The 14,721-nt window shown below is 46.7% G+C and carries 14 protein-coding genes; 4 read left to right on the forward strand and 10 right to left on the reverse strand.

From position 1 onward, the window contains the following. The first annotated feature begins 20 nt into the window (after positions 1-20). Positions 21-437, forward strand: a complete 417-nt coding sequence (locus tag AC58UX_RS15130) for a hypothetical protein (protein WP_497254032.1) — start codon at positions 21-23, stop codon at positions 435-437. A 123-nt stretch (positions 438-560) separates the two neighbouring features. Then, entirely contained in the window at positions 561-1,961 is a 1,401-nt protein-coding gene (kamA, locus tag AC58UX_RS15135; protein ID WP_497254034.1) for a lysine 2,3-aminomutase, read from the forward strand. A gap of 282 nt (positions 1,962-2,243) precedes the next feature. Here kamA and AC58UX_RS15140 read toward each other — a convergent pair whose 3' ends face one another. The 7 genes from AC58UX_RS15140 to AC58UX_RS15170 are packed head-to-tail and all read right to left on the reverse strand — an operon-like array spanning position 2,244 to position 9,394. After that, positions 2,244-3,662 (reverse strand): aldehyde dehydrogenase family protein, encoded by a 1,419-nt coding sequence (locus tag AC58UX_RS15140; RefSeq protein WP_497254036.1) that lies wholly within the window; start codon positions 3,660-3,662, stop codon positions 2,244-2,246. A 23-nt stretch (positions 3,663-3,685) separates the two neighbouring features. Further along, positions 3,686-5,056 (reverse strand): 4-aminobutyrate--2-oxoglutarate transaminase, encoded by a 1,371-nt coding sequence (gene gabT, locus AC58UX_RS15145; RefSeq protein WP_497254038.1) that lies wholly within the window; start codon positions 5,054-5,056, stop codon positions 3,686-3,688. Between the two features lies 1 nt (position 5,057). Further along, positions 5,058-6,350 carry a peptidase gene (locus AC58UX_RS15150; protein ID WP_497254040.1) on the reverse strand — a complete coding sequence of 431 codons (1,293 nt, stop codon included), beginning with the start codon at positions 6,348-6,350 and terminating at the stop codon, positions 5,058-5,060. Between the two features lie 37 nt (positions 6,351-6,387). Beyond that, complete coding sequence (locus AC58UX_RS15155; RefSeq protein WP_497254042.1) at positions 6,388-7,050, reverse strand: 3-oxoacid CoA-transferase subunit B; 663 nt, start codon at positions 7,048-7,050, stop codon at positions 6,388-6,390. Next, on the reverse strand, positions 7,017-7,745 hold the full coding sequence (locus AC58UX_RS15160; protein ID WP_497254044.1) for a CoA transferase subunit A: 729 nt from the start codon (positions 7,743-7,745) through the stop codon (positions 7,017-7,019). Before AC58UX_RS15160 ends, AC58UX_RS15155 begins: the two co-directional genes overlap by 34 nt. Then, the gene (locus tag AC58UX_RS15165; protein ID WP_497254046.1) at positions 7,745-9,097 is read right to left on the reverse strand and encodes an aspartate aminotransferase family protein; all 1,353 of its coding nucleotides are present in this window, start codon (positions 9,095-9,097) and stop codon (positions 7,745-7,747) included. Before AC58UX_RS15165 ends, AC58UX_RS15160 begins: the two co-directional genes overlap by 1 nt. A 33-nt stretch (positions 9,098-9,130) precedes the next feature. Beyond that, positions 9,131-9,394: a YokU family protein gene (locus tag AC58UX_RS15170; RefSeq protein ID WP_497254048.1), complete on the reverse strand. Its 264-nt coding sequence runs from the start codon at positions 9,392-9,394 to the stop codon at positions 9,131-9,133. A 186-nt stretch (positions 9,395-9,580) separates the two neighbouring features. Between AC58UX_RS15170 and ablB the strand changes: the two genes are divergently transcribed. After that, positions 9,581-10,438 carry a putative beta-lysine N-acetyltransferase gene (gene ablB, locus AC58UX_RS15175; protein WP_497254050.1) on the forward strand — a complete coding sequence of 286 codons (858 nt, stop codon included), beginning with the start codon at positions 9,581-9,583 and terminating at the stop codon, positions 10,436-10,438. Positions 10,439-10,453: 15 nt separating this feature from the next. Here the strand turns inward: ablB and rpoN are convergent, their stop codons facing one another. Next, complete coding sequence (rpoN, locus tag AC58UX_RS15180; RefSeq protein WP_497254052.1) at positions 10,454-11,776, reverse strand: RNA polymerase factor sigma-54; 1,323 nt, start codon at positions 11,774-11,776, stop codon at positions 10,454-10,456. A 431-nt stretch (positions 11,777-12,207) separates the two neighbouring features. Between rpoN and AC58UX_RS15185 the strand changes: the two genes are divergently transcribed. Next, positions 12,208-13,245 carry a stalk domain-containing protein gene (locus tag AC58UX_RS15185; RefSeq protein ID WP_497254054.1) on the forward strand — a complete coding sequence of 346 codons (1,038 nt, stop codon included), beginning with the start codon at positions 12,208-12,210 and terminating at the stop codon, positions 13,243-13,245. Positions 13,246-13,285: 40 nt separating this feature from the next. On the opposite strand, the gene AC58UX_RS15190 is transcribed toward AC58UX_RS15185, so the two are convergent. Both AC58UX_RS15190 and AC58UX_RS15195 read right to left on the reverse strand, forming a co-directional pair. After that, positions 13,286-13,660 (reverse strand): nuclear transport factor 2 family protein, encoded by a 375-nt coding sequence (locus AC58UX_RS15190; RefSeq protein WP_497254056.1) that lies wholly within the window; start codon positions 13,658-13,660, stop codon positions 13,286-13,288. 470 nt (positions 13,661-14,130) lie between these two features. Then, positions 14,131-14,700, reverse strand: coding sequence for an SF0329 family protein (locus AC58UX_RS15195; protein WP_497254058.1), 570 nt, complete (start codon positions 14,698-14,700; stop codon positions 14,131-14,133). Positions 14,701-14,721 lie beyond the last annotated feature (21 nt).

A 14,721-nucleotide genomic window follows, 5' to 3' on the forward strand; every position in this document is an offset into this window, starting at 1 on the left:
ACCTACAAGGAGGAAGTTAAGTGGTAAACAATGTAAAAAGTGATCACACTACGGATTCCAATAACGTACTCGTACAACCTAAGCTAACTATGAAAATTCTATATGAACATATTCAACACCTCAAAGAAGAGAATCTCATGCTGACGAATCGACTATTAGAATATGAGCAAAAAATTGATTTGTTACTAGAAATGAACAAAGAGGTTGCCAGTACCACAGAAGTGCAACTACTATTGGAGCCTGCAAAATCAACCGAAACGCAGCTTGTTTTATCAGAAGTTGCTAACACCATGCATATGCTAGTGCCGCGCGCCATCCGTCACACCGTTCACAAAGAGAGCCCACTGTGGTTCTTATTCGTGAAGTCAATTTTTCAATTTCTGTTTCGAGGGCGATATGGCTACGCACTAGTGAAACGTCGAAACAAAGCGATTTGATTAACTCCTGTCTCCTGACGGGAGTTTTTTTCATTTTCGGCGTGAATGGTGTGAAAAATGAAAAGTTGGCATCCTTTTTGCATCTTACAATAGTGACAAAACATCCATACAGGAGGTGCAAGGATGGAACGACGTGACTGGAAACAAGTTGAACTTTGGAAACATGTAACGGATGAGCAATGGAATGATTGGCTTTGGCAGCTAACCCATACCATTCGCACTTTAGACGATTTGAAAAAGGTAGTGAATCTTACACCTGAGGAAGAAGAAGGCGTTCGCATTTCAACGCAGACCATTCCTTTAAATATTACGCCATACTACGCATCTTTAATGAATCCTGATGATCCGCGCTGCCCGATTCGCATGCAATCCGTTCCGATCTCTGCTGAATTATTGAAAACCAAGTATGATCTTGAGGACCCTCTTTTTGAGGATGAAGACTCTCCGACCCCGGGACTAACGCATCGATACCCTGACAGGGTGTTATTCCTGGTAACAAATCAATGCTCGATGTACTGCCGATATTGCACACGCCGCCGTTTCTCTGGCCAAGTAGGTATGGGTGTGCCAAAAAAACAATTGGATGAAGCTATTGCTTATATCCGCAATACGCCGGAAGTGCGCGACGTGCTCCTTTCTGGCGGGGATGGTTTGCTGATTAACGACAATATCGTGGAGTATATATTGAAAAATTTGCGGGCGATTCCCCATGTTGAGATCATTCGGATCGGCACTAGAGCTCCTGTTGTTTTCCCGCAACGCATCACAGAAAATCTGTGCAATATTATTAAGAAATATCATCCAGTTTGGCTAAACACCCATTTTAATCATCCGCTGGAAATCACGGAAGAAGCGAAAAAAGCATGCGAAATGCTTGCCAATGCCGGCGTCCCACTAGGTAATCAATCGGTGATTCTCGCTGGAATCAACGACAGCACGTACATTATGAAGAAGCTCATGCATGAGCTTGTAAAAATACGCGTACGCCCCTATTACATTTATCAATGTGATTTATCGGAGGGCATTGGACATTTCCGCGCTCCCGTTTCCAAGGGGCTTGAAATTATTGAAGCGCTTCGCGGACATACTTCGGGATATGCTGTACCTACCTTTGTCGTCGATGCTCCTGGCGGAGGCGGAAAAATTGCGCTTCAACCCAACTACCTCATCTCGCAAAGTCAAGATAAGGTCATTCTGCGCAATTACGAAGGGGTCATCGTCGGTTATCCCGAGCCGAAAAACTATGTACCCGGCCGTGCAGACGAATATTTTAATGACATCTACGGCATCCAGAAGCAGCCAGAAAGCACGGGTATTATTGCCCTTATGAAAGATGAAAAATTCAACTTAGTGCCAGAAAATTTGCGCCGAATCGGCAGACGAAAACGATATCAAGAAACACCTGACCACATGTCATTGAAGGATCGTCGACCGATGCGCGATGAAATGAAAGATAAATTGATGAAATCACAGTCGAAGGAGAAAAAATCTAGCGCGCCGGAGGCAGAGGTGCCGGTGGAATAGATGGATTTCTTGTAGATAATTTAGCCCAAATTTCCAGTTTCGGGCGAATAACTGGATTTACTGCAGCTAATTTTGGGGGATCTACCGAGAATGGCCAAATGCGGCGAAAATAACTGGAGGTTTTCCAGTTAGACTTTGAATCTGCTTAAATTGGCCGGAATTAGCTGTACGTTATCCAGTTATTTTTCTGGAGCCGGAGACTTTACGGCAAGACACTAAAAGGCACCCCAATTGGGGTGCCTTTTGAGTACCTAATGATGCGATATCATCTACCCTCCCGCCCTACTTTTTAAAACAAACCAATTTCATCTCCGTCAATTCATGTATCGCATACTTGACACCCTCACGCCCCGTCCCGCTTTCCTTGACGCCTCCATACGGCATATGGTCGACACGGAAGGTAGGGATGTCATTGATCATGACACCCCCCACCTCTAAGGCTTCGGCGGCGGCCAGCGCAGTTCGAATGTTTTCCGTGTATAGGCCTGCTTGAAGTCCGTACTTCGAGTCATTCACCAATCGAATGGCTTCCTCCACGGATGCGACTTGATTGATCATCACGATTGGGGCAAATGCTTCTTGGCAAGAGACGTTAGCCGTAGAAGCCACATTCAGCAGTACAGTCGGGTACACGATGTTCCCCTCCTGCCTGTTGCCTGTCGCGACCAGCGCGCCTAGCTTCTCCGCTTCGGCAATCCATTGCATCGCACGCTCAGCGTCACGAAGGCCGATTAGAGCCGACACATCCGTTGCGGCGTCCAGCGGATCACCGACTTGAAGCTTTTTTGTCTTCGCTACGAATTTTCTCACAAATTCATCAAAAACATGATCATGCACATAAATCCGCTGAATGGATATGCAAACCTGACCCGCATAGGAAAAGGCTCCTGTGACGGCTCTTTCAATCACGGCATCCACATGAACGCCTTGATCCACAATTAGCGCAGAATTGGAGCCTAATTCCAGGATGACCTTTTTCAACCCCGCTTTATTACGGATGGAGATCCCGACCTCAGGGCTTCCTGTGAAGGTCACTGCTTTAATCCGTGAATCTCTCACCAGGATGTCACCAATTATACTTCCGCTTCCGGTTACTACGTTTAGCGCACCTGCCGGAAGACCTGCCTGCTGCAGCAGATCAGCCAAGAACAACGCCGTTAACGGTGTTTGACCGGCTGGCTTCAAGACGATGGTATTGCCCGCAGCAAGGGCTGGACCTACTTTGTGAGCAACCAGATTCATCGGGAAGTTGAACGGTGTAATCGCCGCCACGACACCTAAAGGCTGATGAATCGTATAGGCAACCCGATCCTCGCCGCCAGGAGCCGCGTCCATCGGAATCGTTTCACCTTGAATCCGCTTCGCTTCCTCTGCGGCAAACTTGTAAGTCGCGACCGTACGGTCGACTTCGATTCTTGCCGTCGAGATTGGTTTAGCGGCCTCCAGCGCAATCAGCCTGGCGCACTCTTCCTTCTGCTCGCGGAGCAGCGTGGCTAGCTTCTCCAGAATCGCTGCCCGTGCATGCGCAGGCATTCGCGCCATGAGTGGCCGCGCTCGCTCGGCAGCGGCAATCGCTTGCTCGACTTCGGCTGCATTCGCATAGGCAATTTCAGCAATCTGATCTCCGCTATAGGGAGAGAACAAGGGACGATACTGCTCAGCTTCGACCCATGCGCCATCGATAAATAAGTGCTTTTTCATGCTGCAATCCCCTTCCCATAAGCTCATGTAGGTTTTTCCTGACGTAGACACGTCCGGATGACCTCCACCAAAACCTCCAAGCCTTCCTCCAGCTGCTCATCAGTAATGACCAGAGGACTTAATAATCGAAGCACATTGCCATAAATACCTGCACTCATTACAATGACTCCGCGTTGATGTGCCTCTTGAATAATCCTAGTCGTTAAAACTTTATCTGGCGTTTTGGTCAATGGATCCTTCACAATTTCAATTGCACACATGGCGCCTAACCCACGCACATCCCCAATGCAGCTTACTTCCTGTTGCAGCTGACGGAATCGTTCACTTATTACTTTCCCAATTGCTGCCCCTCGCTCAACAAGTCGTTCCTCTTCAAGCATGTTTATGACTTGTAAAGCAGCGACACAGCCAAGCGGGCTGCCGCCATAAGTACCGCCAATTTCCCCGATACCTGGGGCATCCATAATTTCAGCCCGTCCCGTCACAGCTGAAATTGGCAGACCAGCGGCAATCGATTTGGACATCGTCATCAAATCAGGAACAACCCCGAAATGCTCCATAGCGAACATTTTCCCAGTCCGTCCGAACCCCGTCTGCACTTCATCGGCAATTAGCAATATCCCATATTTTTCGCAGATTGCCTTCACACCTTGCACGAACTTGACAGAGGGGATCACAAAGCCCCCTTCTCCTTGAACGGGTTCCATGATGATCGCAGCAACCTCTTCCCCGGGAACCTCCGACAAGAAAAAATCCTCGAATTTCTGCAATATAAGATCATCGACATCATCCGCTGTTAAGCCCGAAAGAGCCCGATAATAATAGGGATAGGGCATTTTGTACGTATCAGGCGCAAAGGGTCCGAAGCCATGCTTGTAAGGCTTCACCTTACTCGTTAAGGACATCGCCATGTACGTCCTACCGTGAAAGCCGCGCTCGAAGGAAATGACTGCTTTCCGTCCCGTAAATTTACGGGCAATTTTCACCGCATTCTCGACTGCCTCCGCACCGCTGTTCAAGAAGAACGTTTTCTTTGTATGATACCCTGGCGTCAACGCATTCAGCTTCTCTGCAAGTGCCACATAAGGCTCATACATCATGACATGGAAGCAAGGATGAAGGTACTGATCTAGTTGGGCTTTCAAAGCCTCCACGACCTTCGGCGGACTATGACCTACATTCAACGAACCGATTGCACCAGCGAAATCTATGAACGTATTCCCGTCCACATCGGTGAGCAGAGCGCCCTCCCCTTTTGCCGCAAAAGTTGGCACTGTATTGAAAGGACCTCTAGGAATACTCGCCATTCGGCGTTCCAGCAGTTCTTGTGCATTCGGGCCAGGAATCGCCGTTTTCATAGCGATGAACTTTAACTGTTTCGGACTCTGTTCCATCCTATACCTCCAATCCATCCAAGCCACACCAGTGAATCATGGTCAATGCGATGATTTCTGCCGCTTCGAACATGCGTTCTAGCTCAATGTGCTCATTCGGATAATGGGCAACCTGTGTAATACCTGGGCCAAAAACGATACAAGGTGTTTCACCGAGCAGCGATAGCAACCCGCCGTCCGTTCCCCAAGGCGATGCCTCAATCGTAGGCTCTCCCTGCCTAACCTCGCGGTATTGCTGCTTAAGCACCTGCATGAAGGGATGCTCAGGATCTACGCTACCCGGCACCCACTGAGCCCCGAACCATTGCACACTAGGCGGATGTGATTCGAACCAAGGATCTTTCTCGTGAAGCCTCGCCATCCACAGACTCATTTCTTCCTTCGCGTCAGCAAGCTTTTCCTCAGGGGCAACGCCCATGCGTCCTTCTAGCTTCACTGTATCTGCCACAGACGAAGGCCAATTTCCTCCTTGAATGACACCGATATTTATCGGGATCGGAATCGGGTTATTCGCATACAACGTATCCGAGATGCGCAAGTTTCTCTCCTCCTCAAGCTCGCGAATATGCTGAATCACCGCCATGCTTTTCTCAATAGCGCTAACGCCTTCATATCTCGTGCCCCCATGCGCAGAGCGACCTTTCACTTCAATTCGGAACCACATAGAGCCCTGTTGCTTCGGAAATATGCGCATATTCGTTGGCTCAGGAATGAGAGCCGCATCGGCTTTATACCCTTTTACAATCGCAGCCAATGTCCCTGCTCCACCGCTTTCTTCTTCAATGACACTTTCGAAGATGACATCGCCTTTCAACCTTAATCCGAGACTCTTCACAGCTTCGATGGCCAAAAGAAGTGAGACGTTGCCGCCTTTCATATCCGTTGCTCCGCGACCATACAGCATTCCGTTCACCACGTTGCCGTTGTAAGGATCATCCTGCCATTGCTCGCGATGTCCTTCCGGCACAACATCCATGTGTCCATTGAGAAGCAGTGAGCGCCCTCCTCCACTTCCTTTCATAACACCTACAACATTTGGGCTGCCCGTAAATCGGTCTCTAGGGGAACAAAAATACGGATGTTCTGCAAGCGCCTCTCCATCTGGCTCCCACACATCAACATCCAGCTCTAACTCCCTTAATTTATCAGCAATAAGGAGCTGCGCCTCCTGCTCGTTGCCCTGCACACTAGGAAGCCGAACCAACTTCTGTAACAACGCAACGCCATCCTCGCGATGAAGATGAATCCAGTCATGAATGAGCTTTTGCAGCTCAGCGTTCCTATACGTAGACATGGGAATTCCCCCCTTCGGGCATAACGAAACACGCTAATTATGGGATAAAAGAAATATGTTCCGGGATGCGTAATGCTGCTTCCGTATTGGCTACAACGTCCTCAACCGAGTAAGGCAGCATGATTTCTTTTAAAAGCAGACCTTGCTCGGTAACCTCCATGACAGCCATTTCCGTAATGATCAACTTCACACAAGCGGCTGCTGTAAGCGGCAAGTCGCATTGTTTTTTCACCTTAGACTCCCCTTGCCGATTCACATGGTTCATCAGAACGATGACTTTTTTGGCTTTTTGCGCAAGCTCCATCGCCCCGCCGATACCCGCCACTCGCTTACCCGGCACGATCCAATTGGCCAAATCCCCACGTTCACTCACCTCAAGCGCGCCAAGGATCGTAATATCGATACAGCCTCTGCGAATCATGGCAAAAGCAATCGAGCTATCACAGTAGGAGGCACCCTCTGTAATTGTGATGGGATACCCGCCTGCGTTACATAGAAACGCATCTTCTTCACCGGAAAGAGGGCCGCCACCTGCGCCTAGAATCCCATTTTCCGCATGAAAAACGACCCCAATGCCATCTGGCACATAATCCGCAACCTTCGTTGGGATGCCAATGCCGAGATTAACGGCCATCCCGTCCTTAAGCTCTTGAGCAGCGCGCTTTGCTATTCGGTCGCGGGTTTCTTTTCCCATACCCATGCCCAGTTCACCCCTCTGCTCTGGATCACCATATCGACGAAAATGCCTGGCGTAACAATACTTTCGGGATCGAGCTCACCGAGCGGTACGATTTCATCGACTTCAGCAATCGTTATTTTTCCCGCCATCGCGACCAAAGGATTGAGGTTCCTACCGCTTTTATCGTAGATGAGATTCCCATAGGGATCTGCTTTTTTCGCATGAACGATGGCGACGTCAGCTGTCAGTGCAGGTTCAACCAGATAGGTTTTCTCATCGATCAAAACAGTCGCTTTTCCTTGCGCCATAATCGTTCCGACGCCGACATCCACCAATATCCCGCCAAGCCCAACGCCGCCTGCTCGTATTTTTTCACATAGCGTACCTTGCGGATAAAATTCAACCTCCATCGTGCCCTGCTCCATCATTTGACCCGCGTTAGGATTCGAACCGATATGAGAGGCGATAACCTTCTTAGCTCGACCTGCTGTAACTAAGCGCCCGATGCCGATATGGGGAAACCCCGTATCATTACCGATAAGAGTTAAATCCTTAACGTCATTAACTAAAATACCCTCAATCAACGTTGGAGGCGTCCCGATACCGCCGAATCCACCAAACATTAACGTACAGCCATCCTTTATCGTTTCGAGCGCTTCTTCTAAGGTCCGTATTTTACCACCTGCGACCCCGTGGGTATGTTCATTTGGCATCATCATGTCTCCTCCATTGCGGATGGGATAATATCAGCCATCACTTCTCTTATGGAAGTATTTAAAATGTTTACTAGCTGGTCGATTTCATCCTCAGTGATGACTATTGGCGGCGCCACAATGATTGCATCACCTTCCCCATCAACCGCGCCTCCCGCGGGATAAACGAGCAGACCATTTTGAAAGGCTTTCTCAATGATCCGAGCAGTCACACCTAATCCAGCTGGAAACGGACGTTTGCTGTTCTGATCAGCCACAAATTCGAGAGCTAGAAGCAGCCCTTTGCCGCGCACATCCCCAATGATGTCGATGCCATCAGCCATTTGCTGAAGCTGAGCCTTCAAATAGCTGCCCTGGATCTCTGCAGCTTTGACTAACTGATGCTTGTCGATATAGTGAAGTACAGCCAAGGAAACGGCCGCTGATTGCGGGTTGGCACTGTACGTGTGACCCGACATAATACTTTTGGACCCTTTCAAAATCGGTTCCATCACATGATCTTTGGCAAGCGCTGCTGCCATTGGCGTATAACCAGCACTCATCCCTTTCCCTAGTGCCATGAGATCAGGTTCAACCCCATAGTGCTCCATTCCGAACATGGCACCTGTACGGGCGATACCTGTCATAACCTCATCGGCGATGAATAAGATGTCATTTTGTTCGCAGATTGCCTTAATCTTCTTGTAGTAGCCCTCTGGTGGAACAATCGCACCGCCTGCCGCTCCAATGATTGGCTCCGCAATGAAGGCAGCGATATGTTCAGCACCGATTCGCTTGATTGCGGTTGCCAAATCGTCCGCACAGACCATGCCGCAGGCTGGATTGGATTTCCCTAGCGGACAGCGGTAGCAATATGGTGGTGCGACAACTGGAAGATCCGCCAACAAAGGAATAAAACGTCTTCTTCGCAAGACATGACCCGACATCGAAAGCGCACCTAAGGTGATTCCGTGATAGCTCATTCGCCTCGAAATCACTTTATTTTTGCCCATTCGTCCTTTCTCTTGCCAATGCTGTACCGCGATTTTCATCGCGGTTTCCGTCGCTTCGGATCCGCTATTCACAAAGAATGTCCAATAATCGTTGCCAGGCGCTACGTTGCTTAATTTCTCGGCGAGTTTTTCGGCGGGTTCGCTCGTAAATTGAGAACGGTAGACGAAGGAAACCTTGCTTGCCTGCTCCATCATCGCATCAATAATTTCTTGCACTCCGTGCCCGAGGCCGGCAGTCACAGCGCCAGATGAGCCGTCAATATAGGCCTTGCCTTGATCATCGTATAGAAAAACGCCTTTCCCTGATTGAATGGTGGGATAATGGTGATCCAAAACCGGCTTAATGACATACTCCCGCTTCATACGGCACCCCCACAGATCACGTTCGTTAAGCTATTATTTCAGAAACATATTTTTTACCCGCGGCGCCTTCAATAGATCTTCATAACGAAAAGTAGTTCCTAGCCCAGATACATCGTGCCAATACAATGTCTCCTCGATGTGCTGCGCGGTCGTTTCCAAAACATAAGTACGGCAATTGGCGCATTCGATTGCAGGCACTTCCAAGATCTGAACGGCCATTCTTCCATCCGGCAGAATCCAGTAGCAATCTTTTACACTTTCACGAATATCTTCTGCTGCACACCACATGCAACTCATATGCGTCAATCCTCCCTCATATGGTATAGAACATTCTTACGCCTATCTAATTCTCATGCAAAATCGATGCCAACTTTTCGCGATGGGTGTTCGTATGCTACTAGGCAGATATTGTGGGAAGAGCCGCCAAACTTTTGGCAGCGATCATTTTTTTGCAGCAAATTGATGCTGTTAGGAGGATGCTAAATGTCAAATAAACTACCGACCTACACGAATCAAATTGTGACCGGCACCGACAATACGATCGTGCTTTGCCTTGATTTTATAAATAAAAGGTTGCGGGTTGACGATTATTCGGGGAATCTCGATGCCATATATACGCAGGTCTTAGAAATGGCCAAAGATCATGCTTTGACCAAGGTGTTCATCAAATCGCGAGAAGCGGATTGGCAAGCTTTGTTATCGAAGGGGTGTATGTTAGAGGGGATATATAAAGGCTACTTTAACGGCTATGACGCTTATTGTATGGCAATGTATAGTGACCTAGAGCGGCGAACGAGCGACTATTGGTTGGAGGAAGATCACATTCTGAAACAGGTGCTTGCTCTCCCGCTTAAGCCAGATCGACCCTTGGTGCCAAGCGGTTGCACGCTGCGAATAGCTCAATTGGAGGATGCAGAACAGCTCTCCCATTTATACAGTCACATTTTCCAAACGTACCCGACACCGATGAATGATCCGAGCTATGTTGAAAAAACGATGCGAGAAGGCACCATCTACTATCTCGTTGAATCGCAGGATAAGCTCATTAGCGCGGCCTCTGCAGAGATCAATGCCACCTACGCAAATGCAGAGATGACCGATTGCGCAACACTCCCCGCCTATCGCAATCAAGGTCTGATGAGACTGCTGCTGCATGCTCTCGAAGATGAATTGCTCGCGCGGAATATTACTTGTGCCTATTCCTTATCAAGAGCGCTTTCCTTTGGCATGAATGCCGTATTCTATCAGATGGGGTATCGTTATTACGGTCGACTGACGAAAAATTGCGATATCTACGACAAATTTGAAGATATGAATTTATGGTCCAAATCTTTAACATAATTCCCCTTTCATCATTTATATGCGTTTTCTTTTCACAGAAGAAGAAATACCTAGCTCTTCTCTATATTTGGTGACCGTTCGACGTGAAATGTGTATACCCTCCTGTTTCAGAAGTTCAGCCAGCTTTTGATCAGAATAGGGCTTTCGATGATTTTCACCGCTAATCCGCGCTTTTATTCTTGCTTTTACACGTTCAGACGAAGCGGAATCCCCCATGTCCATTTGCAAGCCAGAGGGGAAAAAATATTTCAATTCAAACATCCCCCAAGGTGTTTGTGCGTACTTCCCCGCCGTGGCACGGCTGACAGTCGATTCATGGAGTCCTAATTTATCTGCGATCATCTTTAAGGTCATTGGCTTGAGATGGGCAGTTCCCTTCCAGAAAAAATCGGCTTGTTCCTCCACAATAGCTTGCACCACGCGGGATATGGTCCTTCGTCTTTGCTCTAAGCACTTCAAGAAAAATTTCGCAGCATGTAATTTACCTGTGAGGAACTTCGTGATCTCATCATTGTCACTCTCCACGACCATTCGCTCATAATAGCTATTAATCACAGGTCGGGATGACGCTGCTTGGTGAAGGTACACTTCAAGCTGTTCATCCCCCTTTTCAATCATGACCTCGGGTATGATATAGTGTACATTTTCGATATAAAATGCTGAGCCTGGTCTCGGATTCAACCCTCTGATTACATCAATCGCAGCCTGAATTTCCTGTGTGCCCACTTGCAGAATCGTCGTTAATTTATGAATTCTGTAATCAGCAACGTCCCTTAGATGTCCACGAATTAATATGGCGACTAAAGGAAAGCTGTCAGATAACGTCTGAACCTGGAGAAGCAGACATTCCCTCAAATTTCTCGCGCCTATGCCGCGGGGCTCAAAAGCCTGCAAGATTTTAAGCGCATGCTCCGCTTGTGTATGCTCAACTTTACATATCTCACAGATTTCTGGCAAACTGGAAACGAGAAAACCATTGGTATCCAGATTTCCGATCATAAATGAGACAACATGTCGAATCGATGGTGATATTTTTCGTAAAAAGCTTAGTTGCTCTGTTAAATGCCTCTCCAAAGATACTTCATTGGAAACGGCAGATCGTATGGGGTCGTAGGCGTTATCATTTCTGCTCATCCCACGAAATAGTCGTGGCGTGATATTATAGACATCCCACGCGTTGCCGGGCAATTCCAATACCGGATTCTCGATAACCTCCTGCTGAACAACTTCCAGCAATTCTGGCGTTGAAAGCTTGAGCATCATGATCGCTTTACGCAGCTGAGGCGTTAATCGCATTTTGGCTGACTGCTGCTGGAACATGCCGTAGCCTGGGCGCATACACTCACCCCTTTTCGTTGTTGCTTCTATGTGTATTCAGAAAAGTTTCTTTTTAACCAGATCCGTGTATATTGTCTCGGCAGCCCGGACATAATATTTTATGACGGTGACGCAGTGGTGAGGTGTTGTGTCGCAGACAATTTACACAAGGGAAGTTGTTATTGAATCCATATGGAGGCGAGGAGATGTGCCGCATACCACTTACTGTAGTACCCGTACTGCATTGATGTGATGAGGTAGTGACCTAGCGAAGTAAGGTTCAAAGCAAGAGTACCAACAATCTACTCACCGTCAAAGAGGACTCCGCAAGGAGTCCTCTTTTTCATGCGTTCAACTGTGACTAAGATGTGTACACTTACCAAATACGGACTAAAGCAAGCTGTGCATGACGAATTATATGGGCATCAACAGAATGTTAGGAGAACTTCAACATGAGGATTCGAAGCTTATTTCTTCAAGGGGCCAAAATCTCTATATTGAGCATATTGCTGCTTCAAGCAATGCCAGTACATGCCGATGAGAATGTGTCTCCCACTGTGTATCTCGATGGTCATCCATTATCTTTTCAGACACAACCTATTATTGAAAACGGTTATAGCCTCGTTCCGATGCGTGCACTATTTGAGGCTGAAGGTGCCACCATTTCATGGGATGATAACACACATACCGTTACAGCCAAGAAAAATAACGATGTATTTACATATCGAATCGGAGACTCGTACGCTTTTAAAAATCAAGAAAAACTAGATCTGCCCGTACCTGGTAAAATTATGGATGGGTTTACCCTGATTCCTTTGCGATTTATTAGTGAAACCCTAGGTAATCTCGTGAAATGGCATGACTATTCGCGTTCGATCACGATTTCATCCGTTCATACCTATGAAACAACGATTAAATATGGTGTCAACTTACGCGATGTCCCGGACAAGGAATCGGATTCCAGCGTCCTCCGCATGCTTCCAAAAACCGAAAAAATCCATGTTATCCGAGAAATGAACACAGACTGGTTGGAAGTACAGGCCCATGACGGATCCATTGGTTTCATTTCCGCCGCTCCGATGTATACCGATTACTCGAGTTCGATCTTAGCTGCTAAGCAAGCAGATGAGCTCATTTTGTTCGGTTCAAAATTCCTTGGTACCCCTTACGAATTCGGCGCCGCGGTCGGGCAAACGAAAACATTCGATTGCTCATCGTTTGTACAATACGTGTTCAAGAACGTGCTGTCCCTTGATTTACCCCGCGTCTCGTACGATCAAGCACTTGAAGGCAAAGTAGTCGGGATAAATGAACTCCGTAAAGGAGATCTGCTCTTTTTCACCGCGCGCGGGTTGGATATTGGTCATGTAGGTATCTATGCAGGCGACGGTCGCATCCTTCAAACTTATTCTCCAGAGCTTGGTGTTCACTTCACAGCGTTCGATGAGAAATGGCAGAAGCGTTTTGTGACAGCTAGGCGGTTATTTTAAAATTAAAAGGGATCTGCAGCTGCAGATCCCTTTTTTCAACTCAGAACACGCCATTCTCATTGGGAGAATTCTCTGGTATAGGCTGACCCACATCCCAGAATTCGACGATGAGGTCGTTATGAAATCGGAAGATATGGACCACAGCTCCTCCTAGGTCATCTTTCTTTTGCTTTACATGAGAGTGAACCGCAACAATATCCCCCTCTTCGATGGCACGTTGGATCTCAAGAGTTTTCTGAGGATTCTTAGCGGCGTTCTCTTCCATCGCGATCATAAGCGAATCAGCATCTCCGGGGAAAAAGGGATTATGGTGCCGGAAACCAGGACCAATGTATCTCTCGTATGCTTCACGAACCTCACCCGATGCCACCAACTGCAAAAACGACACTGCTTTATCTTTGATAGAAGTCTTCATGTTAATCAACCTTTCTTTTTATCAATGGATAGGAATTATATTATCATAGGAGCGCGGCTAATCGAGCCCACTGATCTACAAACCTATTTCGAGATTTTGAATAACTGTAATTATAAACAGGAATGCAGTTATTACCCAAGCTAATAAACAAACAAATAGTAACTTCAGAAAAGTTAAATTGAACTTCTTTCTAATAATTTTACTAACCAGTGCCACTAAAAACGCAATAAGAATGACTATGCCCAAGCTTATTAATCCCCAAAAATATATAATTTTCTCTATCTCGTCTAGTTCAATAAGTTGTTGGTGGATAACACTTCTTAATCCAATCCATAAAAATCCAAAGATTAAAATAACCAAAATAAACGAAGGTATTTTGGTTTGTAAGGTACATAAACATTTCATCGGAATACCTACCTTGATACGACCAAGTACCATCAACTTAATTGGTGGTGAATAAGTTATTATTTTCAAAACGTACTTAGTCGTAGTTCATAAAAATACTGTACAATTGGATGCTTTAACTTTATCTTCTCACTCATATTTAAAATCCGCCTTTTACCAACACGCCTGTCCACCAATGCTAGAATATTTAATAAGATATCATTGGTTTCTAAGCTTTCCTCTATAGAAAGGGATAAAAACTTATTAGCCGATACACTAAAGTTTGATTTACTTAATGATGACTGTGCTGACAAAATCTCCTTTGCATATTCTGATATTCTTCTACCTCTTGCAATTACTTTTAGACGTTCCTCCGGAACTAACCCCTTGGTATCTTTTCTGACCGCTTCAATTTCTTCATTGTTGATCGGAATTTGGATATCTGAATCATTCTTAATCTCCAGCTCTGTCTGATACCATTTGATTAGTGTAGTTACATCACTCATATTAAGAACGTTCTTTTTATCTACAGCAATATAACAAAGTCCTGCTTTATCGGGTAAATAACGGTAACCGGTTGCACGGTATTCGACTTTCCCAATTAACGCAGGACAGAGAAAACTCTCCAGTTGTTGCTTCAATTTGCTCCAGGACATGTAATCCTCCTAGGTTTATTT

Source organism: Paenibacillus sp. J22P90 (genome assembly GCF_059692195.1).